Raw genomic sequence first — 25573 nt, forward strand, 5'->3', positions numbered from 1 at the left:
CGGCCGCCCGGCGTCGCCGAGCGGCCGGAATCAGCCCTTCCGCAGGGCCCTCGGCCCTTGCGCGGAGCCTCAGGCCAGCCCGCGCCGGCCCCGCTTCGCCCCGTTCGGCCACAGCCTCGGCCGCCGCTTCGCCGCGATGTCCTCGATCCAGCCGAACGCGAGGATCGCCACCGCGATGAGCGGCCAGATGAGCACGAACATCAGGAATGTGTCCGCCTTGTCGAGGAAGGACGTCGCCGCGTCGCTTCCCATGAAGGGGAGGTTGTACAGCTGGTCGATCATCGGGACCGTGGCCATGATGAGGAGGTTGTGCCACAGGTAGATCGTGACGGCACGGTTGTTGGAGAGGGTCACCAGCTTGTCCCAGCGCGCCAGCCTGCCCGGCAACTCCTGCCAGGACGGCGCGTATTGGAGCAGGATCACCACGACACCGAAGGACCACAGCGCCTGCGCCAGCGGGATGTCGTTCAAGTCCCAGCCGTCCGGCCCCAGATGACCCGACGCCCACCACAGGCCGAAGCCCATGATCACGGTCGCGCCCGACACCGCCAGATAGCGCGGGATCTCCTTCAGCTTCCCCTCGTGGTGCGCGAAGCCCAGGACCCAACAGCCGCCGTACACCGCGAAGTCGGAGACCGCGTTGCCCGTCTCGCCCGGGATCGTCACCACGCCCGTGCCCACCACCGCCGTCAGCAGCAGAGGGGCCAGCAGCGTCGCCCACGGCACCCTGCGGAACGCCCACAGCAGCAGCGGGGACGCGATCACGAACCACAGATACGCCCGCAGATACCAGAGCGGGCCCGCCGCCTGGTCCGCCCACGTGCTCTCCAACAGGCCCGATTCCGAACCGAGATGCTCGGGGTACGGCGGTGCCCCGACCGGCACGAGGTAGTCGAAGACCTTCGCCGCACCCCACCAAGTGCCGCCCATGTCCGGGTCCTTGAGCGGATTCCAGCCGCTCGCGAACATCATCACCAGCACCACCGCGCTGAACGCCCAGAGCGGCGGCAGCAGTCGGCGCAGCCGGCCCTTGATCACGCCCAGTGCCGGGCGGTTCAGTGAACGGGCCATCAGGGAGCCCGCCAGCGCGAACATCACACCCATGGACGGGAAGAGGACCGACAGCCACGCCCAGCCGAAGAGGTGGTACACGACCACCCGGACCAGCGCGATCGAGCGGAGGAGGTCCAGGTAGCGGTCCCGGCCGCCGCTCTTCCCGGTCTCAACGGGTGCTTCCGCAGGGGGCACTTGGCGCTGCTGGGGAATCCCGAAGACCGGCGTCGACTCGGGATCCGACTCCGGCTCCGACTCCGGGTTCGTGCCCGTTCCCGTCGTGTATCCGTGGGTCATGCCACCGGCCTCCGATCGTCACTGCCACTGCGGCTGCGCTGGGTCGGCACCGGACCGCCGGGTGCCTCGACGACTCCGGTGCGCCGCAGCTTCTGCCAGCGCAGCCGGCCTCCGGTGAGCGCGGTGATCCAGGACTGGAGCAGGACGACGTACATGAGTTGGCGGTAGAGGATCTGCTGGAGCGGCAGCGAGACGAGATGCGTCATGCGTTCGCGGTCCAGGCGGAAGGCGTAGGCCGCGCAGAACGCCTGGATGGCGAGGACACCGAGCCAGGCCAGGAACGTCTTCTCGGTCGGGCCGAACACCAGGCCGTAGAGCAGGAACACGTCGATCAGCGGGGCCAGGATGGGGGCGATCACCATGAACAGGGCCACCAGCGGGAGGCCGACCCGGCCGAAGCGGCCGGACGGGCCGCGGTCGAGCAGCGCGCCCCGGTGCTTCCAGATCGCCTGCATCGTGCCGTAGGACCAGCGGTAGCGCTGGGACCACAACTGCTGGACCGTCTCCGGGGCTTCCGTCCACGCGCGGGCCTTCTCGGCGTAGACGACGCGCCAGCCGTCCCGGTGCATCGCCATCGTGATGTCGGTGTCCTCGGCGAGCGTGTCGTCGCTCATGCCGCCGACCCGCTCCAGCGCGCTTCTCCTGAAGGCCCCCACGGCGCCCGGGATCGTCGGCATGCAGCGCAGGACGTCGTACATCCGGCGGTCGAGGTTGAAGCCCATCACGTACTCGATGTGCTGCCACGCTCCGATCAGTGAATCCCGGTTGCCCACCTTGGCGTTGCCCGCGACGGCGCCGACGCGCGGGTCGCCGAAGGGCTGGACCAGCTCCCGTACGGTGGCCGGTTCGAAGACCGTGTCGCCGTCCATCATGACGATGAGGTCGTGACTGGCGTTCGCCAGACCGCGGTTGAGGGCGGCGGGCTTGCCCGCGTTGACCTGGCGTACGACGCGGACGTTCGGCAGCGACATCGCTTCCACGATTCTCGCCGTGCCGTCCGCCGAGCCGTCGTCGACCACGATCACCTCGACCGGATGCTCGCTCGCCATCAGTGAACGGACCGTGTTCTCAATGCACTTGGCCTCGTTGTACGCCGGTACGAGGACCGTGACCGGTTCGGTGACCGGTGGGCCCCAGGCGAAGTCCTTGCGACGCACCCGGCGGGCGTGGAGCACGGAGAGCAGGAGCATCAGCACGAAGCGGGCGATGACCAGGGACCCGGTGATCGCCAGCCCGACCACCAGGACGTCGGTGATGTTGTCCGAGGCCTGGACCAGGAAGATCCACGCCTTGCCCTTCCACAGGTCCACGCCGGTCACCGGGGTGAGCGCGCTGCGAGCACCGAGCGCCTGGGTGAGGTTGTCGAACTTGTAGCCCTTGGCCTGCATCTCCGGCAGGAACTTGTCGAGCGCCTGCACGGTCTGGTGGCGGTCGCCGCCGGAGTCGTGCATGAGGACGATCGCGCCCTTGCCAGCGCGCGGGGTGGCGTTGCTGATGATCTTCGCGACGCCGGGCTTCTGCCAGTCCTCGCTGTCCGTGTTGTTGACGACGGTGATGTAGCCGCGGGTGCCGATGTACTCGGTCACCGGCCAGGACAGGTTGTCCATCGCGTCGGCGGAGGACGAGTACGGCGGCCGGAACAGCGAGGTCCGGATACCGGCCGCGCCGGTGATCGCGAGCTGCGTCTGGGACAGCTCCCAGTCGATGCGCCGCTTGGACTGGAAGGAGAGGTCGGGGTGGCTGAAGGTGTGCACACCGACCTCGTTGCCCTCGTCCACGATGCGTTTGACCAGGTCGGGGTAGCGCGAGGTCATGGTGCCGGTGACGAAGAAGACGCCGTGCGCGTGGTGCTTCTTGAGCACGTCCAGGACCTTGGGGGTCCAGGTCGGGTCGGGGCCGTCGTCGAAGGTGAGGACGATGTCGTGGTCCGGCACGTCCAGACTCGTCGTACGGCCGCTGCGGGTGTCGATGACCGGGCCGCCGTCGAGGATCTTGTCCGGCACCTTGTTGGTCGCGGCCTCGGGGCGGATGCGGTGGTCGGCGAGGATCTCGCTGTGCACATAGCCGCGCAGCATCAGCATCGCCACCATCGCGACGAGCAGCAGCATCGGCAGCAGGAACCGCATGGGAAGACGGCGCCGCCGGGCACCGCGGGCCGCTTTGGATATACCTCCGTGACGGCCGCCCGAGGCCGTGTTCACAGCCCGGGCGCGACGGTTGTGCGATGCCATCAGACGACATGCTCCGGAGTCTTGGACGGTACGGGCGCGGACCCCGTCCCGGCGGGTACGGCCGGCCCCTGCGCCACCGGCGACGGAGTACTCGGCGCATCGGCGACCGTGCCGGTACCCGCGGTCGGGGTCAGGGTCGGGACCAGGGTCAGGTTCGGCGTGGGCTCGCCCCAGGCCGTGTTCACAGCCTCGGCGCGACGGTTGTGCGATGCCATCAGACGACATGCTCCGGAGTCTTGGACGGTACGGGCGCGGACCCCGTCTCAGCGGGCGCGGCCGGCCCCTGCGCCACCGGCGACGGGGTACTCGGCGCGTCGGCGACCGTGCCGGTGCCCGCGGTCGGGGTCGGGGTCGGCGTGGGCTCGGCCGGGGCGCTGGTGCCGCCCGCCGGTGTGCTCGGGCCGGACGACGGGGTGACCTGCGAATGCGAGGGCTGCACGACCGGATGGGTCACGGTCCCGCCGGCCGGTGCCGACGCGCTCCCGCTCGCGGACGGCTTGGGCGACGCGGACGCGGACGCCTTCGCTCCGGGTGCCTTGGACGCGCCGCTCGCGCTCGCGCCGGCGCCCGGCGACGGTGTCGAACCGTCGCTCGCCGTCGGGATGTTGCCGGGCGCCACGCTGCCGCTGCCACTGCCGCCGGACGGCCGGCCCGACACGGCGGGCAGCGGCGAGGTGTCGACCTTGCCCGCGGGCGGGTCGTCCTTCTGCCCCGGTACCGGGAGCCAGGGCGCGTCGGAGCTCCCGGACAGCAGGGTGACGACGATGACGACGGCGTACACCGCGCAGGCGATGCCCACGGCCATACCGATCCGGCGGTACCTACGGCTGCGGCGCCCGGACTCGTCGACGAAGACGGGTCCGTCCGAGCCCTCGTGACCGGCGCCCTTCTCCCCCGGGGCCGCCCCCAACTCCTCGGCGGGGCCGTCCAGTTGGACGGTCACCTCGTCGGGGTCGTGCGCCTCCGGCCCGCCCCAGGGATCGGCCAGCGCACCGGACGGAGCGCTGAGCGGCCCGGCCGGTCCTCTGCGGACCGACCGGGGCACGACGGGCCAGGACGACCCCACTGACCCCACTGACCCCACTGACCCCACCGACCCGACCGACCCGACCGATCCCACCGAGCCCGACGGCCCGGACGGTCCGGTCGGTGTACGGCCGGCGACCCGGCCGGCCCGGGCACCGTGCCGACCGTGTCGGCCGCCCTCAAGGATCTCCGGTCCTCCGACCGCTCCGACCGCTCCGGTCTCCGGGAACGCCTGGGCCTCTCCGCCTACGACCGGTACGTCTTTGGTCGCGGATGCGGCCTGGGGCCATTCCGGTTGGGCGTCTTCTCGCCACTTTTCCACGCGCACGCACATCCCCCCACGGAACTGTTCGGGACGCGCGGACGACCCTGAGCACACGCCGTCGAACCGGGCCCCCACCCGGTCCACGCGCCCCCCTTACCACACCGTGCTCAGGCCCCCGAAGGTAGCGCAAGGGGACTTCGCATGTGCCGTGATGCGTAATTTCTACGTTTTTAGCATGTCCACGTCGATGGCTGGAATCCACCCCTCAGCGGGTCGGCACGGCCGCCCCCTCCGCACCGTCGATCTCCGCCGCTACACGTCGAAGCGCGTCGAATCCGGTGCGCACCAGCCCCTTTCGCCACACGAGCGACACGGGAGACAGGGGCACCGGCTTCACCGGGGGCCTCAGCAACGCCGTACGGGGCGTGGCCGGAAAGTCCACCACAGCGCGAACCAGGCCCGCCACCTGCCCAATCACCCGTTCGAATCACCCCTTCCCGGTCGCCCGTCAGTGCGAATGCCACGACCCGCCGCCACACCCCGCCCGCATCCGACGAGGGACCGGAACCGCCGACCACGCCCACCCACGGCGCGCGCCCGCCCGTCGAACCGCTTGCGGCAATCTCCGCCTAACCCATTGACGCACCAGCACCGGCTACATACGTTCCTCCATCGAAGCGCTTCGACACCCATCCGACTCCCCCGGAGGCCCTGGATGTTGACGACCCGAAGGCGAACGACGACGGCCGCCGTGCTCGTGGCAGGAGCCCTGCTCCTCACGTCCTGCGGCAACTCGGACAGCGGTACCTCGGACGGCAGGACCCTGAAGCTCTGGCACTACGAGGGCCCCGACAGCGCGATGGGCGTGGCCTGGAACGCGGCCATCAAGGAGTTCGAGGCCCAACACCCGGGCGTGAAGGTGAAGTTCGAGGAGAAGGGGTTCGAGCAGATCCAGAAGACGGCCCCGATGGTCCTCAACTCCTCCGACGCGCCGGACGTCATGGAGTACAACAAGGGCAACGCGACCGCCGGCCTGCTGTCCAAGCAGGGCCTGCTCACCGACCTCACCGCCGAGGCGACGAAGCGCGGCTGGGACAAGAAGATCCCGTCGAGCGTGGGCACGACCGACGTCTACAACGCCAACGGGGTGATGGGCTCCGGCAAGTGGTACGGCGTCACCGACTACGGCGAGTACACGATGGTCTACTACAACAAGGACCTCTTCGAGAAGTACAAGATCGCCGTACCGAAGACGTTCGACGAACTCACCGCCGCCATGGCCCAGTTCGTGGCGAAGGGCGTCACCCCGCTCGCCAACGCGGGCGCCGAGTACCCGGCCCAGCAGTACCTCTACCAGCTCGCGCTGTCGAGGGCCGACCGCGCCTGGGTCGACAAGTACGAGCTGTACAAGGGGAAGACGGACTTCCACGACCCGGCGTGGACCTACGCGGCGACCACCTTCGCCGACTGGGTGAAGAAGGGCTACATCGCCAAGACCTCCAGTTCCACCAAGGCCGAGGACGCCGGTGTCTCCTGGATCCAGGGCAGGACACCGATCCTGTTCTCCGGCAGCTGGTGGTACGGCCGCTTCCAGACGGAGGCCAAGTTCGACTGGGACACGGCCCTTTGGCCCGGCTCGGACCTCACCCTCGGCTCCGGCGGCAACATCTGGGTCGTCCCCAAGGGCGCCAAGAACAAGCAACTCGCCTACGACTTCATCGACATCACCCTGTCGAAGAAGATCCAGAACCTGATGGGCAACAAGGGCGGCATCCCGGTCGCGGCCGACACCTCCGCGATCACCGACCCCAAGTCCAAGGAACTCATCGCCAACTTCAACACCCTCACCGCCCGCGACGGCCTCGCCTTCTACCCGGACTGGCCGGTCCCCGGCTTCTACGACGTCCTCGTCTCCGAGACCCAGAAGCTGATCACCGGCAGCGAGAAACCGGACGCCTATCTCGGCAACCTCCAGAAGGCGTACGACAAGGGCGTCCCCTCGACATGACGGTCACCGTCGAGAAGGGCGCGCGGGCCGGCACCGGGCACCACTCCGCCGGCCCGCGCCGCCCACGCCCCGGCACCTCGTACGCCCTGTTCCTCCTCCCCGGCGCCCTCGCCGCGCTCGCCGTGATCGTCGTCCCCTTCCTGATGAACACGGCCGTGAGCTTCACGAACTGGCAGGGTGTCGGCGACCCGAAGTGGACCGGACTCACCAACTACCGTGATCTGCTGGACGATTCCGAGTTCTGGGCGTCCTTCCGGCACAGCCTGTTCATGGTCGTGGCGATGGCCGCCGTACCGACGGTCGTCGGACTCGTCCTGGCCGCCGCCCTGTTCGACTACGTCGGCAAGCACTTCGGCAGCCGTGTCGCCGCGCTCCTGCGCGCCTGCTTCTATCTCCCGCAGGTGCTCCCGATCGCGGTCGCCGGCATCGTCTGGAGCTGGATCCTCGCCCCCGACAACGGCTCCCTCAACACCCTGCTGAAAGCGGTGGGGTTGGGCTCCTGGCAGCAGGACTGGCTGGGCGATCCGGACCTCGCGCTCTACAGCGTCATGGGTGTCATGGTTTGGGTCCAACTCGGCTTCCCGCTCGTGGTGTTCATGGCCGGACTGCAACGCGTCGACCCCCAGCTGTACGAGGCGGCCGAGCTGGACGGCGCGGGCTGGTGGCGCCGCTTCTGGCACATCACGCTGCCGCAGATCCGCCCCGAGATCTACGTCGTCCTCACCTGGTGCACGATCGCCGCGCTCAAGGTGTTCGGCGCGGTGTACGTGCTGACGAAGGGCGGTCCGGGCGGCGCGACCGACGTCCCCTCCTACTTCTCCTTCACCACGTTCTTCGAGAAGACCCAGGTCGGCTACGGCGCCGCGATCTCCACGGTGCTGACCGTGATCATCCTGGCGCTGTCGGTCGTCCTCCTGGGACTCCAGACCCGCGCGGAGGAAGGTGACCGCGCATGACGACCGCCCTGCGCCGCTACCCGGTGCTCATCGCCCTGTGCATCGCCGCCCTCTTCATGGTCGTCCCGTTCCTGATCGTCCTGATCAACGCCGTGAAGTCCCCGGCCGAGTACTCCGCACACGGCCCCCTCAGCCTCCCCCGGGGCCTGTACCTCGACGGCCTCAAGGACTTCTGGGAACGCGTCGACTACGGCCGGAAACTCTTCAACTCGGTGCTGATCAGCGGCTCGGTGGCCGTTCTCGCCGCCGTGCTCTCGGTTCTCAACGCGTACGCGATCGGCATCGGCCGTATCCGGGGCCGCACTTGGGTCCTGGCCTTCTTCGTCCTCGCCAACATGCTGCCGCAGGAGGCGCTGGTCTACCCGCTCTACTACCTCAGCAAGCAGGCCGGTCTCTACGACACCCGGCTCAGCGTCGTCATCGTGTTCACCGTGATCCAGGCGGCGTTCGGCACGTATCTCCTCTCGTCCGTGCTGGGCCAGTTCCCCCGCGAGATCATCGAGGCGGCGCGGATCGACGGCGCGAACAAGTGGCAGGTCCTGTGGCGGATCGTGGTCCCGGTCAGCCGCCCCACGATCGGCGTGCTGCTGGTCTTCTTCTTCATCTGGACCTGGAACGAGTTCCTGCTCCCGCTGGTCATGCTGATCTCGAACGACAACCAGACCGTGTCGGTGGCCCTCGGCGTCCTCCAGGGCCAGCGACTGATGGACGCCACGATGACCAACGCGGCTGCCCTGCTGGGCGTGTTGCCCGCCATCGTCTTCTTCCTCGTCTTCCAGCGGACCCTCACGCGCGGTATCGCCGTGGGTGCCGTCAAGTAGTAAGGGGACCCCCACGTGAAGTTCACCGACGGCTACTGGCTGCTGCGCGAGGGCGTCACCGCCGCCCACCCGGTCGAAGTCCTCGATGTCACCGCGGCGGACGGCGCGTTGGAGATCCACGCGCCGACCGTCCCCATCCGCCACCGCGGCGACCTGCTGAAGGGACCGGTCGTGACGATCAGCGCCCACGCCCCCATGCCCGACGTCATCGGCGTCACCTTCACCCACTTCGAGGGCGAACAGCCGCGCGGCCCCCAGTTCGAGCTCAGGAAGGACGAGTTCGGCGCGCACACGTCCTACGACGACGAGCACGCCACCCTCACCTCCGGCGCCCTGTCGGTCCAGGTCGCCCGCACCGGCCCCTGGCACGTCGACTTCCTCGCGCACGGCCGGGTGCTGACCGGCAGCGGCCCCAAGGGCATGGGCATCATGCGGGACGCGACCGGCGCCCACTACCTGCGCGAGCAACTCGGGCTCCAGGTCGGCACATCCGTCTACGGACTCGGCGAACGCTTCGGCCCGCTGGTCAAGAACGGCCAGGTCGTCGACATGTGGAACGCGGACGGCGGCACCGCCACCGAACAGGCCTACAAGAACGTCCCGTTCTATCTGACCGACGCGGGCTACGGCGTCTTCGTCGACCACCCCGGCCGGGTCTCCTTCGAGGTCGGCTCGGAGGCGGTGTCCCGGGTCCAGTTCAGCGTGGAGAGCCAGCAGTTGACGTACTACGTCATCTACGGCCCGACCCCCAAGGACATCATCCGCAAGTACTCCGCCCTCACCGGCCGCCCGGCCCTGCCGCCCGCCTGGTCGTTCGGCCTGTGGCTGTCGACGTCGTTCACCACCTCCTACGACGAGGAGACGGTGACCTCGTTCATCGAGGGCATGCGGGAGCGTGAACTCCCGCTGTCCGTCTTCCACTTCGACTGCTTCTGGATGCGCGAGTTCAACTGGTGCGACTTCCGGTGGGATCCGCGGGTCTTCCCCGACCCGGAGGGCATGCTCGCCCGGCTGAAGGACCGGGGGCTGCACATCTGCGTGTGGATCAACCCGTACATCGCGCAGCGCTCGCCGCTCTTCGCCGAGGGCAAGGCGCTCGGGCATCTGCTGCGCCGGCCGGACGGCAGCGTCTGGCAGTGGGACCTGTGGCAACCGGGCATGGCCCTGGTCGACTTCACCAGCCCGGCGGCCCGCGACTGGTACGCGGGCAAACTGGAGGCGCTGCTCGCGCAGGGCGTCGACTGCTTCAAGACCGACTTCGGCGAGCGGGTCCCCGTCGACGTGGCCTACGCGGACGGCGCGGACCCCGAGCGGATGCACAACTACTACACGTACCTCTACAACCGCACGGTCTTCGACGTGCTGCGCAAGCACCGGGGCGAGGGCGAGGCGGTCGTCTTCGCCCGCTCGGCCACAACGGGCAGCCAGAAGTACCCCGTTCACTGGGGCGGCGACTGCGAGGCGACCTACGAGTCGATGGCCGAGTCGCTGCGCGGCGGGCTCTCGCTCGGGCTGTCCGGCTTCGGCTACTGGAGCCACGACATCGGCGGCTTCGAGGGCACCCCGACCCCCGCCCTCTTCAAACGCTGGCTGGCCTTCGGCCTGTTGTCCTCCCACAGCCGCCTGCACGGCAGCTCCTCCTACCGCGTCCCGTGGCTCTTCGACGAGGAATCCGTCGACGTACTACGGCAGTTCACCCGCCTCAAGCTGAGCCTGATGCCCTACCTCTACGAGACCGCGCGCACCGCCTCCGCCGAGGGCGTGCCGATGATGCGGGCGATGGTCCTGGAGTTCCCGGACGACCCGGGATGCGCGCATCTGGAACGGCAGTACATGCTCGGCGGCGATCTGCTGGTCGCGCCCGTGTTCAGCGACGACGGGGACGTCTCGTACTACGTCCCCGAGGGCACCTGGACCCAGTACCTCACCGGCCGTACGGTCACCGGTCCGCGCTGGGTGCGCGAGCGGCACGGCTTCGACAGCGTGCCGCTGCTGGTGCGGCCCGGCGCGGTGATCCCGGTCGGCGCGGTGGCCGACCGGCCCGACTACGACTTCGCCGACGGGGTCACCCTGCGCGCGTACGGCCTGGAGCGGGGCGCGCAGGTGACGGTGGCGGTCGGCGACGTGACCTTCACCGTCGTACGGGAGGGGGACACGCTGCGGGCCTCGTGCAGTGATCCCGACCTGGCCTGGGCGCTGGCCGCCGGGGAGCGGTCGAAGTCGGGCAGCGGGTTCCTGACCCTGGAGCTGGGCCGATGGTGAAGATCACCGATGTGGCCCGGCACGCCGGGGTCTCCCCCAGCACCGTGTCGTACGCGCTGAGCGGCAAGCGGCCGATCTCCGAGGAGACCCGGCAGCGCGTCGAGGAGTCCATCCGGGAGCTGGGCTACCGGCCGCACGCCGGTGCCCGCGCCCTGGCCAGCAGCCGGTCGAACGTGCTGGCCCTCGTCATCCCCTTACGCACCGGCATCCACGTCCCGGTGGTCATGCGGTTCGCGATGTCGGTGGTGACCGCGGCCCGGCGCCACGACCACGACGTGCTGCTGCTCACCCAGGAGGAGGGCGAGGAGGGGTTGCGGCGGGTCGCGGACACGGCACTCGTCGACGCGATGATCGTGATGGACGTCCAGCTCGACGACCCCCGGCTGCCGTTGCTCCGCGCCCTGGACCGGCCGTCCGTGCTGCTCGGCTTCCCGGCCGAGGCGGACGGGCTGACCTGTGTCGACCTCGACTTCAGGGCGGCCGGCGAGCTGTGCGTGGAACGGCTCGCGGGGCTCGGGCACCGGGTCGTCGCGCTCGTCGGATCACCGCCCGAGGTGTACGTCCGCCGTACCGCCTTCGCCCAGCGGGTCGTCGAGGGCTTCACGGCCGCCGCGCACCGCAACGGCCTCACCTCGCGCGTCCGCCCCTGCGAGCCGGAGCCCGGGGCGGCAGCCGCCGTGGCGGAGCAACTGCTGCGCGAGCAGCCCGCGTTGACCGGAGTCGTCGTGCACAACGAACCGCTCCTGGAACCTCTCGTCGACGCCTTCGAGCGGCTCGGACTGCGCGTCCCCGGCGATCTGTCGGTCACCGCGATCTGCCCGGACGAACTCGCCTCGTCCGTACGGGTCCCGATCACCTCGGTCGCGCTGCCCGCCGCCGAACTCGGCTCCCGCGCGGTCGAGTTGCTGATGCGGAAGCTGGACGGCAAGACCGTGCCCGACGCGACGCTGCTCGCCCCCCGGCTGACCGAGCGGGCGAGCACGGCAGCGCGCCGGGCGCCGTAAAAGAAAAAGCCCCTCGCCGCCGAAGCGGTGAGGGGCTCTGTCCACATGGGATGAGTGGAGATGGCGGGAATCGAACCCGCGTCCACCGGTGCAGAATCAGGGCTTCTCCGTGTGCAGTTCGCTGTGATTTTCTCGGCCCCGGCGATCACGCGAACAAGTCGCCGACGGGCCCAGCCACTGTTTGATTTCCCATCCGACCCCGTGACCGGGCCGGATGGTTTAGTTCCCTAGATTATGCCAGGGTCCGGGTCGGGAACATCCCCGGTCTGACACCCTTTTAGGGTCCTTCAGTCGCTGTTATTAGGCAGCGAGGGCGAAGGACTGGGAATCGCTCTTGGAATTGGCGATTATTGGTTGCGACATATGGTTAACGAGATCATTGCCGCTTCCTCGACACGCTTCACCTGCTTCGACAGCCGCTGTCGAAACCGATCATCCCCATGTCTCTGTATTCAGTTGAAAACTTTTCAACGAGCACACCGGCTGGCCGGTGCTGATGCCATCGTACGCGACCAACGCGCACCGATGCCACCGTATTCCCCGCGGCTACTCGCCCCGCTGCTTCCGCTTCGCCGCCGCGATGGCGCGGTCCGACTCCCGGCGGTCCTGCTTCTCGCGCAGGGTCTGCCGCTTGTCGTACTCCTTCTTGCCTCGCGCGAGCGCGATCTCGGCCTTCGCCCGGCCGTTGCTGAAGTACAGGGCGAGGGGCACGATCGTGTGACCCGTCTCCTGGGTCTTGGCCTCCAGCTTGTCGATCTCCTCGCGGTGCAGCAGCAGCTTGCGCTTGCGGCGCACGGAGTGGTTGGTCCAGGTGCCCTGGTGGTACTCGGGGATGTGGGCGTTGTGCAGCCACGCCTCGCCCCCGTCGATCTGGACGAAGCCGTCGGTCAGCGAGGTCCGGCCCTCACGCAGCGACTTGACCTCGGTGCCGGAGAGGACGAGCCCGGCCTCGTAGGTGTCGATGATCGCGTAGTCGTGCCGGGCCTTCTTGTTCTGGGCGACGATCTTGCGCTTGCCGCCCTTCTCGCCGTCCCTGGCCTTGCCGCCGGCGGCCCCGCCGCCCTGCTTGGGCTGGGACTCCTTGGGTACGTACATTCCCTTGCTCATAGTGCTGCCCATTTTCGCACTACGAGGGGGTGTGAGGGAAAGGCGATTACGAAGCGTCCCCGAGACCGCTCAGCACGGTCTCCGCGCGTTCCACTGCGGCCTGCCCCTGGGCGGTGACATCGAGGTCGGGGGTGATGCCCCGGCCGTCCACGGTATGGCCCGAGGGGGTGCGGTAGTGGCCGACGGTGAGTTCGGCGACCACGCCGCCGGGCAGTCTGCTCGGCATCTGGACCGAGCCCTTGCCGAAGGTCCTGGAGCCCACGACGACCGCGCGACCGCGGTCCTGGAGGGCCCCGGTCAGCATCTCGGCCGCGCTCATCGTGCCGCCGTCGACGAGCGCGACCAGGGGTCTGGTGGTGTCGCCGCCGGCCGCCGCGTGCAGGGCCTGCTGGCGGCCGTCGACGTCGTACGTGGCGACGAGGCCGCCGTCGAGGAAGGCGGAGGCGGTGGTGACGGCCTCGGCGACCAGGCCGCCGGAGTTGCCGCGCAGGTCGAGGATGAACCCGGAGTCGGCGGGGGCCTGGCGTACGGCGGTGCGGACGATGTCGCCGACGCCCTTGGTGAACGCGGAGATCCGGATGACGGTGACCTCGTCGGCCGGCCTGGTGACGGTCACGGAGTCGGTGGAGAGGCGGGCGCGCCGTACGGTCTCGCTCCACGCGCGCGTGCCGCGTTCCAGGCCGAGGGTGACGGTGGTGCCGGCGGCGGCGTCCTGGGCGTCGCCCCGCAGTAAGGACACGACCTCGGTGACGGGCTGTCCGTCGACGTTCTCGCCGTCCACGGTGCGCAGCCGGTCGCCCTTGCGGACGCCCGCGCCGGCGGCGGGCGACCCGGACTGCACCCGGGTCACCTCGATCCGGCCGTCGCGCTCCCGGCGGGCCCAGAGCCCGACGCCGGTGTACTGGCCGTCGAGGGCCTCCTCGAACTCCTCGTACTCCCCCTGGGAGTACACGGCGCCCCAGCGGTCCCCGCTGCGGCTGACGGCCCGTTCGGCGGCCTCCATGGGCGACTTGCCGTCGGCCTTCGCCTCGGCGGCGGCCTTCGCGACGTCCTCGTGGCTCGCGACGGGCGCCGAACGGGCCGTACCGGAGGCCGATTTCCGGTCGGGGCGGTCGGTCTCGTCGAACGACCCGGTCGCCGCACCGGCGACGAGGACGCTCGCGAACACCAATGTCAGGGCGGCCCCGCGGCGGATGCGGCGGGGCTGGCAGAACAGGTCGCGGCCTGACATGGCGGTGAGTCTAGGACAACGGGAAGGGCCGCACGGGCGGTTGCCCGTACGGCCCTCTTGGCATGCGTCACACCTTGAGGTACTTGCGCAGCGCGAAGAACGCTGCCAGCGCGGGCATCAGGAGGCTCGTCGCGAGGATGAGCGGGAGCTTGGTGAGGACGGCGTCCCAGCCGATGAAGTTGATCAGATTGAGCTTGTGGGACAGGTCCAGGCCGTGGTCGATGATGAAGTACCGGCCGATCACCAGGAATCCGCAGGCGACCGTGCCGCCGATCAGACCGGCGACGGCGGCCTCCATGATGAACGGGGCCTGGATGTAGAAGCCGGACGCGCCGACCAGCCGCATGATGCCGGTCTCACGGCGACGGCTGAACGCCGAGACGCGCACGGTGTTGACGATCAGCATCAGGGCGACGACGAGCATCAGCGCCATGACCGCGCGGGCGGCCCAGTTCATGCCGTTCAGCAGCCCGAAGAGGTTGTCCAGGATGCCCTTCTGGTCCTGCACCGACTGGACGCCGTCCCGGCCGTCGAAGGCGGTCGCGATGACCTGGTACTTCTGCGGGTCCTTGAGCTTGATGCGGTACGACTCCTGCATCTGGTCCGGCGTCAGCGAACTGGCCAGCGGGGAGTCGCCGAACTGCTGCTTGTAGTGCTTGTAGGCCTCGTCCTGCGACTCGTACGTGACCTTCTGGACGACCGACATCTTGTCGAGGTCGGACTTGATCTGCGCCTTCTGGTCGTCGGTCACCGCGCCCTTGGCGCAGTTGGGGTCGGACTCGGCGTCGCTCTTGTTGCAGAGGAAGATCGAGACGTTGACCTTGTCGTACCAGTAGCCCTTCATGGTGGTGACCTGGTCGCTCATCAGCAGCGAGCCGCCGAAGAGGGCCAGGGACAGGGCTACGGAGACGACGACCGCGAAGGTCATCGTCAGGTTGCGGCGGAGACCGACACCGATCTCGGACAGTACGAACTGGGCGCGCATGGCGGCTTCTTCAGGCCTTTCCGTGGACGGACATCAGACGGCGGTCGAACGGCGGTCAGTGCTGGTAGCCGTAGACGCCACGCGCCTGGTCACGGACGAGACGGCCGCCCTCCAGCTCGATGACGCGCTTGCGCATCTGGTCCACGATGTTCTGGTCGTGCGTCGCCATCACCACGGTGGTGCCCGTCCGGTTGATCCGGTCGAGCAGCTTCATGATGCCGACGGAGGTCTGCGGGTCGAGGTTGCCGGTGGGCTCGTCCGCGATGAGGAGCTTGGGCCGGTTCACGAAGGCTCTCGCGATGGCCACGCGCTGCTGCTCACCACCGGAGAGCTCGCCGGGCCGCCGGTCCTCCTTGCCGCCGAGGCCGACGAGGTCGAGCACCTGGGGCACGGACTTGCGGATCTCGCCCTTGGACTTGCCGATGACCTCCTGGGCGAAGGCCACGTTCTCGGCGACCGTCTTGTTGGGCAGCAGGCGAAAGTCCTGGAAGACGGTCCCCAGCTGGCGGCGCATCTGGGGCACCTTCCAGTTGGAGATGCGGGCGAGGTCCTTGCCCAGCACGTGCACCTGGCCCTGGCTGCACCGCTCCTCGCGGAGGACCAGCCTCAGGAAGGTGGACTTTCCGGAGCCGGAGGACCCCACGAGGAACACGAACTCGCCCTTCTCCACTTCCAGGGAGACGTCCCTGAGAGCGGGGCGGGTCTGCTTGGGGTAGACCTTGGAGACACTGTCGAATCGGATCACGGGAGCACCACGGGTAGCCGGGGGTAGGTGAGCGTGACCATACGCGACCTGGGTGTGCCCGCGCAGTCGCCCTCCAGGGTTGTGCGAGGCTTGCACGTTTTGTCGCTGATTTGAAGGGCTGGAACGCGCAAGGTCGGGGCAGGATAAGGCGAGCCGCGCCGAATCCCGCGGAACCTGGCACAGTGGAGGGGAACGTTCGGGAACGTTCTCGTGTCCCGCGGCGTTGTGTCTGTGATAGCCGGTGCAAGGAGGGCGAGCGCATGACGTACGACCGGTTGGTGTGCGCGAACTGCGCGGCGCCCGTGAACGAGGGCCGCTGTCCCGTCTGCCGCGCGAACCGCGAGCGGCTCCAGCAGGAGAACCCGTGGGGCGGTCTCAACCCCATGGCGTTGATCGCCCTGCTCGCGGTGCTGATCGCGGCACTGGCGCTGGTGGCGCACCAGACCGCTTAGGCGGCTTGGACGAGGACGTACGGAAGGGCCCGGAGCGACCTGCTCCGGGCCCTTCGTCGTACGACGTGCGTACGGTCCGTACGGGGACGGTTACCGTCAGGCGACCGTGTTGCGGCCGTTCGCGAGGCGCGGCAGGACGCGGAAGGCGATACCGCCGGCGATCATCGTGGCGGCACCGATCAGCAGGAACGTGGTCTGGCCTGCACCGGTCTCGGCCAGCTCGTCACCGCTGCCCTGGGCCGAGGTGTCGGAACCGGTGTCGGTGAGCGCGGAGGTACCGGCTTCCTGGGCGGAGGAGCCGCCGTCGGGGTCGGTGTTGTTGCCGCCGGTGGAGCCGGATCCGGAGCCCGAGCCGCTGGTGCTGCCGTCCGACGGGCTGTCGGTGGGCTCGGTCGGGTTGTCGGTGGGCTCGGTCGGCTCGTCGGTCGGAGCGGACGAGGTCGGCGGCTCCGAGGTCGGGGGCTGCGAGGTGGGCGGCTCCGAGGTCGGCGGCTCGCTGGTCGGGCTGTTCGGAGCGGTCGGGAGACCGGTCTCGCTCGGGGTCCCGTCGCCGGGCGCCGGGTCGTCGTCCGTGGTCGCGCTCAGCGTCACGCCCAGGTCGAGCGCCGATGCGGCGCCCGCGGCGGTCAGCGAGGCGCCGGCGGCGATGATCGCGCCCGCCGCTATGCGCGCGACACGGACCCGCGTCTTCTTGGTCATCAGGTTGCTACCCCCATGTAGCTCGTCATCGGTGGTGCGTCGGTGTCCGGGGCCGTGATCGACAGGGGCAACGGCTGGCGAAAGCTGGACTCCCCCGGTTCACATGCGCCCCGGAGAGACACGCATGCCACGCTTCACCCTTCCCATTTTTCACAGCAACGTCAAGGCCGTTGCGAGCGCAATGTCCAATTACGCGTTCTTTACTGGGGGATGGAACCTGTGAGTGTGATGTAAAACCCAGACACCCGGGATACACGAAAGGCAACTGCCGCCCGATGGACGGCAGTTGCCTTGTCGACAAAGGTATGTGCGGAGTTATTTCTCCTGCTGCTTGCGCCAGCGAATTCCGGCCTCGAGGAAGCCGTCGATCTCACCGTTGAACACGGCCTCGGGGTTGCCCACTTCGAACTCCGTGCGCAGGTCCTTGACCATCTGGTACGGGTGCAGGACGTACGAACGCATCTGGTTGCCCCAGGAGTTGCCGCCGTCGCCCTTGAGGGCGTCCATCCGGGCCTGCTCCTCCTGGCGGCGGCGCTCCAGCAGCTTGGCCTGGAGCACGTTCATCGCGCTGGCCTTGTTCTGGATCTGCGAGCGCTCGTTCTGGCAGGAGACGACGATGCCGGTGGGCAGGTGGGTCAGGCGGACCGCCGAGTCGGTGGTGTTGACGCCCTGGCCGCCGGGGCCCGAGGACCGGTACACGTCGACCCGCAGCTCGGACTCGTCGATCTCGATGTGGTCGGTCTGCTCGACGACCGGGAGGATCTCGACACCCGCGAAGGAGGTCTGACGGCGCCCCTGGTTGTCGAAGGGCGAGATCCGGACGAGCCGGTGGGTGCCCTGCTCGACGGAGAGCGTGCCGTAGGCGTACGGGACGTGCACGGCGAAGGTGGTCGACTTGATGCCGGCCTCTTCGGCGTACGACGTCTCGTAGAGCTCCGTCTTGTAGCCGTGGCGCTCGGCCCAGCGCAGGTACATGCGCTGGAGCTTCTCGGCGAAGTCGGAGGCGTCGACGCCGCCGGCCTCCGCGCGGATGGTGACGACGGCCTCACGGGCGTCGTACTCGCCGGACAGGAGGGTGCGGACCTCCATCTCGTCCAGCGCCTTCCTGACGGCCGCCAGCTCGTTCTCCGCCTCGGCGAGGGTGTCCGGGTCGTCCTCCTCCTCGGCCATCTCGAAGAGGACCGAGAGGTCGTCGATCCGGCCGCGGAGGGCCTCGGTCTTGCGGATCTCGGCCTGGAGGTGACTCAGCTTGCTGGTGACCTTCTGCGCCGCCTCCGGGTCGTCCCACAGGGAGGGCGCTGCCGCCTGCTCCTCAAGGACGACGACATCTGCCCTCAGCTTGTCCAGGTCCAGGACGGCCTCGATCGACTCCATGGTCGAGGAGAGGGACTTCAGCTCTTCGGAAACATCGACGACTGCCACGCCCCCAGCGTAACGGCTCCGCCAAGCGGGGTGTGCGCGCGGTTGTACGGCGAGGTCAGGGCGAGGCCGGTGCCGAGTTCTTCGTGTCCGGGGTGTTCGAGCCGCCGGAGTCGTCCCCGGACGTCGCCGCCCAGGTGCCGACCCCCACCGCCGCGACCAGCACCACCGCAGCCGCCCCGAGCGTCAGCCGCCGGCGCCGGGTGGCCGCCCGGTGCCGCGCCGAGCCGGGACGCGGGGCGCCCGCCGGGCGGGGTGCCCGGGCGGTGCCGCGCGGTCCGCCCGCGAGCTCGTCCGGGGCCGGCACCCGCATGGAGGTGTGCGTGTCACGGTTGGAGTCGGCGGGCTTGGCGCCCGGCACCAGCGGTACGGCACCCCGCCGCACCCGCTCGCCGCCCGCGGGCGCGGCGACCGGCGCCTCCTCGGGCTCCGCGTCCGCCTGCTCGGTGTCCGGCTCGTCCACGTCCAGCGGGGGCATCCCGGCGAGCAGCGGCAGCTGTTCGCGCAGCCGGGCCGCGAGTTCGGACGCGCGCAGCCGCGACGCCGGGGCCTTCGCGAGGCACTGCACGAGCAGCGCCCACAGCTCCTCGGGGATCCCGGGCAGCGGTACGACGGTCTCGGTGACGTGCCGTCGTAGCACCGCGCCGGGGTGGCCGCCGCCGAACGGCGTGAATCCGGCGAGGAGTTCGTACAGGACGGTCGCCAGCGCGTAGATGTCGACGGCCGCGCGCGGGGGCAGTCCCTCGACGATCTCGGGGGCGAGGTAGTCGGGCGTGCCGATGATCTTCGTGGCCCGGGTCCGGCGCGGGGAGTCGATGAGTTTGGCGACCCCGAAGTCGGTCAGCAGCGCGGGGTGCGCGCCGCCGGGGCCGAGCGGGCCCTGCATGTCGAGGAGCACGTTCTCCGGCTTGACGTCCCGGTGCACGACGCCCGCCGCGTGGGCCGCCGCGAGCCCGTCCGCGATGTCGGCGACGATCGCGACCGCCGCCTCGGGGGCGAGCCGGCGTTCCCGGTCGAGGCGGGTGCGCAGGTCGGTGCCGCGGACCAGGTCCATGACGAGGGCGAGGTCGTTGCCGTCGACGACCAGGTCCCGTACGGACACGATGTTCGGGTGCTCCAGGCCGAGCAGGGCGGTGCGCTCCTGCACGAAGCGGCCGACGAGCTCCTGGTCGGACGCGAGGTCCTCACGCAGCAGCTTGACGGCGACGGGACCCTCGGGACCCTCGCCCAGCCACACCGTGCCGGCGCTGCCCCGCCCCAGGATCTGGTTGGCGGTGTACCGGCTGCCGATCTTCCGTGCCAAGACTGCTCCATCCAGACGCGTGTTGTCGTTAAAACTACGCGTCGGATGAGCCAACCTTCACCGCCAGGGCGGAAATCACCCACTGGGTGTCGACAAATCACCAACCCAACGTCCGACTTGGGCTTTTCGACCGTCAGTTGCCCGTGGCCGAACCCAGATCCTTGACCCAGCCGCTCACCTGACCGACGACGTGGCTGATCTCCTGCCAGTAGCTCTTGCCGGTGCCGATCCAGTCCTGAAGCGGGGTCAGTTCCCAGACGAGCCAGCCCGCGACGATCAGCAGGACGATCGTGAACAGACAGCCCTTGAGGCAGCCGAGACCGGGGATCTTCATCGGGTTGGCGCCGCGCTGCCGGGACTGGCGCGGCTCGCGTTCCGGTTCCTGGGGCCGCTGCTGCGGCTGCCTCGGCGGGGCGTACTGCTGCGGCTGCTGCTGCGGATAGCCGTAGCCCTGCTGGGGCTGCGGCTGCCGGCGTTGCGAGGGCCGCTGCTGCGGGCGCTGCTGGGCGGCCTGGCGGGGCTGCTGCGGCTGCTGCTGGGGGCGGGCGACCTGGCGCTGGGGGCGGCGGCGCAGCGGGTCCTCGCCCGGGTCGAGGTAGGGCTGGTACTGCGTCTGTTCGTTGCGGTCGCGGGCGGCGCGCAGCTGGTTCTGCCAGGGGTGCGGCTGCTCCGGGTCGGGGCCGCCGGGCTGGTGCGGCCCGCCCTGCTGTCCCGGCCGGCCGTACGGGTTCTGCGGCATGACCGTGGTCGGGTCGGCGGCGCCCCGGCTCGGCAGCACGGTGGTGGGGTCGGCGGCGCCCAGTGGGCCGCCGGTGTGCGGGAGGACGCTGGTGGCCGCGTTCGGGTCGAAGCCGCCCGCTCCGTGCGACAGGACCTGCGTCGGGTCCGCGGCGCCGGGTACGCCCGGTACGGCGGCGGGCGCGGGGTCGGGGGCGAGCAGCATCGCGACGTTCTCGGCGGCGGCGATCTGCGCGGAGTTCGCGTGCACGCCGATGCCCTCGGCGACGACGCGCAGGCCGCGGGCGAGGTTCTCGGCGCTGGGCCGTTCGTCCGGGTTCTTGCGCAGGCAGCGCTCGATGACCGTCCACAGCGGGTCGGGGACGGTCGAGGGGCGGCGCGGTTCGGCGCTCAGGTGCTGGTGCAGGACTTCCAGGGCGGAGCCGCCGGAGAACGGCGGCTGGCCGGTGACCAGCTCGTACATCAGGATGCCGGCGCCGTAGATGTCCACGGCGGAGGTCTGCGGGCGGCCCTCGGCGGACTCCGGCGCGATGTACGCGGGCGTGCCGACGAACTCGTGGGTGCGGGTCAGGCCCGGGGAGTCGGCGAGGCGGGCGATGCCGAAGTCGGTGAGCATCGGGTGCATCTGGCCGCCGCCCTGCTTGAGCAGCACGTTCGCCGGTTTCAGGTCGCGGTGGACGACGCCGTCGGCGTGGCTGGCGGCGAGCGCGTCGGCGATCTGCGCGGTGAGCAGCGCGGCGCCGACGGGGCTGAAGGGGCCGTTCTCGCGCAGATAGCGGTGCAGGTCGGGGCCCTCGACGATGTCCATGACGAGCGCCAGGAGGTCACCCTCGACGACCAGGTCGCGGACCCGGACGATGTTCGGGTGGGTCAGGCGCAGCAGCACCGACCGCTCGCGCAGGAACCGCATCACGATGTCGGGATCGCTCGCGAGTTCTTCCTTGAGCACCTTGATCGCGACGGTCTCTCCGGGCTGACCCTGGACGGCCGCCTCGGCGCCCGCGGTCTCGCGCTGGCGGGCCCGCCAGACGGTGCCCGTGGCGCCGCGTCCGAGCGGCTCCTCCAGGAGGTACTTGCTGCCTACCGGCCGCACGTCTGCGCTCCCTGCTGCTTGCCTGTGTTCCGGTCCACTGTAGTGCCGCCCCTCTTGGGGCTACCTACGTAAGCGTCGCCGTACATGTTCGACGTACATGTTCGAAGGAAAGACGCTTACCCCGGTCTTGTGGTTGCCGAAGCCGGACATGACCGGTCTCACTCGATCACCGGTGCGGCACTGGTCAGGCACTTTTGGGGACAGAGCTGACCAATCAAGATCACTTGCTGCCGGGCCCCGGGCGAGTTGTCAGTGGCAGGTGCGAGGATGCCTGAAGAACTGGCCGATGTGCTCGTGTTGGGGTGGGGGGAAATCCGCGCCCGGGCAGAAGGGACCGCTGACGGCGATGCAGATCCGGCTGACCGTCGTAGACCCGCTGGGGCCGCCCGCGCAGTCGCGGGGCCGCGCCGCGAGCTGCGATGTGCTGGTCACCGCGCCGGCGGGTACCGCGCTGGCCGCGGTGGCGTCGGCGCTGGCCGCGGCGGTCTCCGCCGACCCGGCCGCGTCCGCGCCCGAGCGGAGCCGTGAGTCCGGCGCCCCGATCGTGCTCTACGCGGGCGTGGAGCGGCTGGACACCCAGCGCTGCACGCTCGGCGAGCCCCCGCTGACGGACGGCGCGGTGCTGTCCCTGGGCGCCCCCGCCGAGCCCGAGGCGCATCCCGAGCTGGACGACGCGCCGACCCAGCTCCATGTCGTCGCGGGCCCGGACGCGGGCGGGGTGCATCTGCTGCACGGCGGCCAGATCCACATCGGCCGCTCCGCCGACGCCGACGTCCCGCTCGACGACCCGGACGTCTCCCGGCTGCACTGCGCGGTGACGGTCGACCCCGGCGGCCGGGTCTCGGTCGCCGACCTGGGCTCGACGAACGGCACCACCCTGGCGGGCGCCCGCGTGGGCACCCGCCCGGTGCGCTTCGCCCCGGGCGCGCTGCTGCGGATCGGCGAGTCGGCCCTGCGGCTGACCCCGTCCGGCGGCCCGGGAGCGCGCGCCGGGACGACCCCGGACGGCGAGGGGCACGTGCGCGTGTCCCCCGGCACCCCGGCGGGCCCGCGCGCGCAGCCGCCCGTGGTGCCCGGCCAGGGCGCCGCCCCGAGCATCGAGCACCGCGCGGCGCACGACTCCGGGGACACCCACGCGGGCCGCTTCGGGGCGTTCGGCGAGGCCCTCGGGGACGCGGGCGACGAGGAATCGCCCTCCGCGCGGACGACGACCTCGCGCGTCCCGGCGCGCGAGGAGGACAGCGACGAGGACGGACGCAAGGGCACTCCCCTGCGGGGCACCGAGGTGCCGCAGGGCGTGCGCAGGCGCGGCGGCATCGGCAAGTGGGCCCGCCGCCTGACCGGCGGGCGCGGCGAGTCGGCGGCCGAGGACTCCGACGGGTCGTACGACGACTCCTACGACTCCCCGTACGGCGGCCCGCCCGACTCCCACGGCACCCGCGGCTCGCACGACGGGGAGGGCTCCTCGGCCGCTCCCGTCGCCCAGCGGTCGGACACCTGGCCCGATCCGGCCGCCCTGCTGCTCACCGCCCTCGGCCCGGGACCCCGCCTGTGGGAGCGTGCCCCGGGTCACCCCGAGGCGCTCACCGTGCGGCTGGGCACCGCCGACCGGACGACACCGGACGGCTCGGCGCTGTTGCCCGCAGTGCCGGTGACCTCCGGGCTCCGCGAGGTCGGCGCGCTGGGCCTGGCCGGTCCGCGCACCCGGCTGGCCGGACTCGCCCGCGCGGTGGTGGCCCAACTCGCCGCGCTGCACTCGCCCGACACCCTGGAGATCGTGCTGATCAGCACGGACCGGGCGCGTCCGGTGGCCGAGCGCACCGCCGAGTGGTCCTGGCTCGGCTGGCTGCCGCATCTGCGCCCCGGGCACGGCCAGGACTGCCGTCTGCTGCTGGCCTACGACCGCGAACAGGCCACGGCCCGCACCGACGAACTCCTGCGGCGCCTGGAGGACCACACCGCGGACACGCACGGCGGGGGCGCGCCGAAGGCCACCTACGGCGGCTCCGGGGGCTCCCTGAACGCCGGCCGGCGCACCGCGGGCATCGGCGCGCAGCGCGGTTCGACGGAGGGGCGGTCGGGTGCCGCCTCCGCGTACCCGATCACCGACGAGGCCCACCACGACCGTTCCGGCGCGCCCGGCGCCTCCTCCGGGACGCCCGCGCCGCACGCCCTGGACGACCCGGACTCCGGTGCCACGCGGCCCCGTTCGTCCGACCCGGCCGACTCCGCGCGCGGTGCCGCGCACCGGCCCTCGTGGGCCCGCGCCGACGACGGCGACGACCCGGCGGGCGGCTTCGTGGGGCCGTACACCGTGCTGGTGGTGGACGGGGATCCCGGTGGGGCCGATGTGCGCGAGGCGGTGGCGCGGCTGGCGCACGACGGGCCCCGGGCCGGTATCCACGTCCTGTGCCTCGCCGAGACGGAGGCGGCCTCGCCGACGTCGCCGGTGACCCGGACCTACGAGGCGGCCTGCGCGGCGGCGCCGACGTTCCGCGAGTGCGGCGCGGTCGCGCTGCTCAGCGGCGATGTCGCGACGGCGCTGCGGCTGCTGCGGGTCGCGCACGACGGGGCGCAGCGGCCCGGCGCGGCGGACTCCGCTCCCGCGGGTCCCGTGGGCGAGGGCACCGTGGCCGCCGTGGACGCGGTCTCGCTCGCGTGGGCCGAGCGGTTCGCGCGGGCGCTGGCGCCGCTCAGGGCGGACGGCGCGTCGGGTGAGCGGCACGCGCGCGTGTCGGCGCCGTTGCCCCAATCGGCGCGGCTGCTGGACGAGTTGGGGCTGGCCCGGGCCACCCCGGCGTCCCTGCTGGCGCGTTGGGCGGACGCGGGGGACGACAAGGACGCGCTCGGCGGCCGGGCCTGGGCGGTGCTCGGGGCCGGACCGCGCGGGCCGGTCAGCGCGGACCTCGCCGCCGAGGGACCGCATCTGCTGATCGAGGGCCCGCCGGGCAGCGGCCGTACGGAGTCGTTGCGGGCGGTCGTCGCCTCGCTGGCGGCGGCCGAGCGGCCCGACCGGCTGGGCATCGTGCTGATCGACGGCCGGGACAGTGTCGGCTCCGGGGCGGGCGGTCACGGCGAGGGCCTGCGGGTCTGCACGGACGTACCGCATGTGACCACGCATCTCACGGCCAACGACCCTGTGCGGATGCGGGAGTTCGCGCAGTCGCTGAGCGCGGAGCTGAAGCGGCGGGCCGAGTTGCTGGGCCGGGTCGGGTTCGCGGAGTGGCACTCCCGGCACGAGGTGTCGGGCCGGATCGTCGCCCAGCGGGGCACGTCCGGTGCCGGGGATCTGGAGAGTCCGACGAGTTCGACGATCCGGCTGCGCCCGGCGGCGGCCCGGCAGCAGACCGAGGCGGCACCGCCGCTGCCCCGGCTGGTGGTGGTCGTGGACGACCTGGACGCCCTGGTGAAGCCGCCGTTGGGGTCCCCGGGGCGCCCTGCCGCCGGTTCGGTCATACGCGCGCTGGAGGCGGTGGCCCGCGAGGGCGAGCGGCTCGGTGTGCACCTGGTGGCCGCCGCCGCGTCGGACGCCCGGACGGCCGAGACGGAGCCCGCGCGGCACGCCACGCTCCGCGTCGCCCTCGACCCGACGGCTCAGGGCCCGGACGAACCGGCGCCCGGCCGGGGCCGGTTGACGCTCCCGGACGGCCGGAGCACTCCGTTCCAGGGCGGTCGGGTGACGGGCCGTATCCCGCGCACGGCGACGCTCCGGCCCACGGTGGTGCCGCTGGAGTGGCAGCGCATGGGCGACCCCCCGGCCCGCCGCCCGGTGCGCGAACTGGGCAACGGGCCCACGGACTTGGCGCTCCTGGCCAGCGCGCTGGAGCGGGCGACGCGTTCGGTGTCGGCGGCGGAGGTCCCCTCCCTCCTCTGATCGT

General features: G+C 70.9%; 19 protein-coding genes and 1 other RNA gene. 7 read left to right on the plus strand and 13 right to left on the minus strand.

What is annotated here, in order from left to right; genetic code table 11:
* Positions 1-69: 69 nt before the first annotated feature.
* From ACIQPR_RS18515 to ACIQPR_RS18530, 4 genes are all read right to left on the minus strand, one after another.
* Complete coding sequence (locus tag ACIQPR_RS18515; RefSeq protein ID WP_403649159.1) at positions 70-1350, minus strand: acyltransferase; 1281 nt, start codon at positions 1348-1350, stop codon at positions 70-72.
* The gene (locus tag ACIQPR_RS18520; RefSeq protein ID WP_403649162.1) at positions 1347-3476 is read right to left on the minus strand and encodes a bifunctional polysaccharide deacetylase/glycosyltransferase family 2 protein; all 2130 of its coding nucleotides are present in this window, start codon (positions 3474-3476) and stop codon (positions 1347-1349) included. Before ACIQPR_RS18520 ends, ACIQPR_RS18515 begins: the two co-directional genes overlap by 4 nt.
* Before the next feature lie 104 nt (positions 3477-3580).
* Positions 3581-3796: a hypothetical protein gene (locus ACIQPR_RS18525; RefSeq protein WP_403649164.1), complete on the minus strand. Its 216-nt coding sequence runs from the start codon at positions 3794-3796 to the stop codon at positions 3581-3583.
* Positions 3796-4647: a hypothetical protein gene (locus ACIQPR_RS18530; RefSeq protein WP_403649167.1), complete on the minus strand. Its 852-nt coding sequence runs from the start codon at positions 4645-4647 to the stop codon at positions 3796-3798. Before ACIQPR_RS18530 ends, ACIQPR_RS18525 begins: the two co-directional genes overlap by 1 nt.
* 940 nt (positions 4648-5587) lie before the next feature.
* On the opposite strand from ACIQPR_RS18530, the gene ACIQPR_RS18535 reads away from it, so the two are divergent.
* The 5 genes from ACIQPR_RS18535 to ACIQPR_RS18555 are packed head-to-tail and all read left to right on the plus strand — an operon-like array spanning position 5588 to position 11923.
* The gene (locus tag ACIQPR_RS18535; RefSeq protein ID WP_403649170.1) at positions 5588-6880 is read left to right on the plus strand and encodes an extracellular solute-binding protein; all 1293 of its coding nucleotides are present in this window, start codon (positions 5588-5590) and stop codon (positions 6878-6880) included.
* Positions 6877-7836, plus strand: a complete 960-nt coding sequence (locus ACIQPR_RS18540) for a carbohydrate ABC transporter permease (protein ID WP_403649173.1) — start codon at positions 6877-6879, stop codon at positions 7834-7836. Before ACIQPR_RS18535 ends, ACIQPR_RS18540 begins: the two co-directional genes overlap by 4 nt.
* Positions 7833-8657, plus strand: coding sequence for a carbohydrate ABC transporter permease (locus tag ACIQPR_RS18545; RefSeq protein WP_403649176.1), 825 nt, complete (start codon positions 7833-7835; stop codon positions 8655-8657). Before ACIQPR_RS18540 ends, ACIQPR_RS18545 begins: the two co-directional genes overlap by 4 nt.
* A 15-nt stretch (positions 8658-8672) precedes the next feature.
* Positions 8673-10919 carry an alpha-xylosidase gene (gene yicI / locus ACIQPR_RS18550; RefSeq protein WP_403649179.1) on the plus strand — a complete coding sequence of 749 codons (2247 nt, stop codon included), beginning with the start codon at positions 8673-8675 and terminating at the stop codon, positions 10917-10919.
* Positions 10913-11923, plus strand: a complete 1011-nt coding sequence (locus ACIQPR_RS18555; RefSeq protein ID WP_403649182.1) for a LacI family DNA-binding transcriptional regulator — start codon at positions 10913-10915, stop codon at positions 11921-11923. The genes yicI and ACIQPR_RS18555 overlap by 7 nt, the downstream gene beginning before the upstream one ends.
* Positions 11924-11975: 52 nt before the next feature.
* Here the strand turns inward: ACIQPR_RS18555 and ssrA are convergent.
* From ssrA to ftsE, 5 genes are all read right to left on the minus strand, one after another.
* Positions 11976-12363: a transfer-messenger RNA gene (gene ssrA / locus ACIQPR_RS18560) on the minus strand.
* A gap of 106 nt (positions 12364-12469) precedes the next feature.
* The gene (gene smpB, locus ACIQPR_RS18565) at positions 12470-13018 is read right to left on the minus strand and encodes an SsrA-binding protein SmpB (RefSeq protein WP_033286711.1); all 549 of its coding nucleotides are present in this window, start codon (positions 13016-13018) and stop codon (positions 12470-12472) included.
* A 58-nt stretch (positions 13019-13076) separates the two neighbouring features.
* Positions 13077-14261, minus strand: coding sequence for a S41 family peptidase (locus ACIQPR_RS18570; RefSeq protein WP_403649185.1), 1185 nt, complete (start codon positions 14259-14261; stop codon positions 13077-13079).
* 67 nt (positions 14262-14328) lie between these two features.
* Positions 14329-15246, minus strand: a complete 918-nt coding sequence (gene ftsX / locus ACIQPR_RS18575) for a permease-like cell division protein FtsX (protein WP_019065988.1) — start codon at positions 15244-15246, stop codon at positions 14329-14331.
* Between the two features lie 55 nt (positions 15247-15301).
* Positions 15302-15991 (minus strand): cell division ATP-binding protein FtsE, encoded by a 690-nt coding sequence (gene ftsE / locus ACIQPR_RS18580; protein WP_019065989.1) that lies wholly within the window; start codon positions 15989-15991, stop codon positions 15302-15304.
* Positions 15992-16251: 260 nt separating this feature from the next.
* On the opposite strand from ftsE, the gene ACIQPR_RS18585 reads away from it, so the two are divergent.
* Positions 16252-16443: a hypothetical protein gene (locus ACIQPR_RS18585; protein WP_403649190.1), complete on the plus strand. Its 192-nt coding sequence runs from the start codon at positions 16252-16254 to the stop codon at positions 16441-16443.
* A 96-nt stretch (positions 16444-16539) separates the two neighbouring features.
* On the opposite strand, the gene ACIQPR_RS18590 is transcribed toward ACIQPR_RS18585, so the two are convergent.
* The 4 genes from ACIQPR_RS18590 to ACIQPR_RS18605 form a co-directional block, all read right to left on the minus strand.
* The gene (locus ACIQPR_RS18590) at positions 16540-17142 is read right to left on the minus strand and encodes a hypothetical protein (RefSeq protein WP_403649193.1); all 603 of its coding nucleotides are present in this window, start codon (positions 17140-17142) and stop codon (positions 16540-16542) included.
* Between the two features lie 315 nt (positions 17143-17457).
* Positions 17458-18564 carry a peptide chain release factor 2 gene (prfB, locus tag ACIQPR_RS18595; protein ID WP_403649196.1) on the minus strand — a complete coding sequence of 369 codons (1107 nt, stop codon included), beginning with the start codon at positions 18562-18564 and terminating at the stop codon, positions 17458-17460.
* A 55-nt stretch (positions 18565-18619) separates the two neighbouring features.
* Positions 18620-19864 (minus strand): serine/threonine-protein kinase, encoded by a 1245-nt coding sequence (locus tag ACIQPR_RS18600; RefSeq protein ID WP_403649199.1) that lies wholly within the window; start codon positions 19862-19864, stop codon positions 18620-18622.
* Between the two features lie 133 nt (positions 19865-19997).
* Positions 19998-21695 (minus strand): serine/threonine-protein kinase, encoded by a 1698-nt coding sequence (locus ACIQPR_RS18605; RefSeq protein ID WP_403649202.1) that lies wholly within the window; start codon positions 21693-21695, stop codon positions 19998-20000.
* A 346-nt stretch (positions 21696-22041) separates the two neighbouring features.
* Between ACIQPR_RS18605 and ACIQPR_RS18610 the strand changes: the two genes are divergently transcribed.
* A complete protein-coding gene (locus tag ACIQPR_RS18610; protein ID WP_403649205.1) occupies positions 22042-25569 on the plus strand; it encodes an FHA domain-containing protein in 3528 nt (1175 codons plus the stop codon).
* The last annotated feature ends 4 nt before the right edge of the window (positions 25570-25573 follow it).

The sequence above is a fragment of the Streptomyces sp. NPDC091280 genome (genome assembly GCF_044768565.1).
GTDB lineage: Bacteria > Actinomycetota > Actinomycetes > Streptomycetales > Streptomycetaceae > Streptomyces.

What these genes read in the sequence shown, in the direction of transcription:
- smpB (WP_033286711.1), bottom strand. Translation starts at nt 13,018, where the DNA reads ATGTACGTACCCAAGGAGTCCCAGCCCAAGCAGGGCGGCGGGGCCGCC.
- ACIQPR_RS18520 (WP_403649162.1), bottom strand. Translation starts at nt 3,476, where the DNA reads ATGCGGTTCCTGCTGCCGATGCTGCTGCTCGTCGCGATGGTGGCGATG.
- ACIQPR_RS18570 (WP_403649185.1), bottom strand. Translation starts at nt 14,261, where the DNA reads ATGTCAGGCCGCGACCTGTTCTGCCAGCCCCGCCGCATCCGCCGCGGG.
- ACIQPR_RS18535 (WP_403649170.1), top strand. Translation starts at nt 5,588, where the DNA reads ATGTTGACGACCCGAAGGCGAACGACGACGGCCGCCGTGCTCGTGGCA.
- ACIQPR_RS18515 (WP_403649159.1), bottom strand. Translation starts at nt 1,350, where the DNA reads ATGACCCACGGATACACGACGGGAACGGGCACGAACCCGGAGTCGGAG.
- ACIQPR_RS18555 (WP_403649182.1), top strand. Translation starts at nt 10,913, where the DNA reads ATGGTGAAGATCACCGATGTGGCCCGGCACGCCGGGGTCTCCCCCAGC.
- ACIQPR_RS18610 (WP_403649205.1), top strand. Translation starts at nt 22,042, where the DNA reads ATGCAGATCCGGCTGACCGTCGTAGACCCGCTGGGGCCGCCCGCGCAG.
- ACIQPR_RS18545 (WP_403649176.1), top strand. Translation starts at nt 7,833, where the DNA reads ATGACGACCGCCCTGCGCCGCTACCCGGTGCTCATCGCCCTGTGCATC.
- ACIQPR_RS18585 (WP_403649190.1), top strand. Translation starts at nt 16,252, where the DNA reads ATGACGTACGACCGGTTGGTGTGCGCGAACTGCGCGGCGCCCGTGAAC.
- ftsX (WP_019065988.1), bottom strand. Translation starts at nt 15,246, where the DNA reads ATGCGCGCCCAGTTCGTACTGTCCGAGATCGGTGTCGGTCTCCGCCGC.
- ACIQPR_RS18590 (WP_403649193.1), bottom strand. Translation starts at nt 17,142, where the DNA reads ATGACCAAGAAGACGCGGGTCCGTGTCGCGCGCATAGCGGCGGGCGCG.
- ACIQPR_RS18540 (WP_403649173.1), top strand. Translation starts at nt 6,877, where the DNA reads ATGACGGTCACCGTCGAGAAGGGCGCGCGGGCCGGCACCGGGCACCAC.
- ACIQPR_RS18525 (WP_403649164.1), bottom strand. Translation starts at nt 3,796, where the DNA reads ATGGCATCGCACAACCGTCGCGCCGAGGCTGTGAACACGGCCTGGGGC.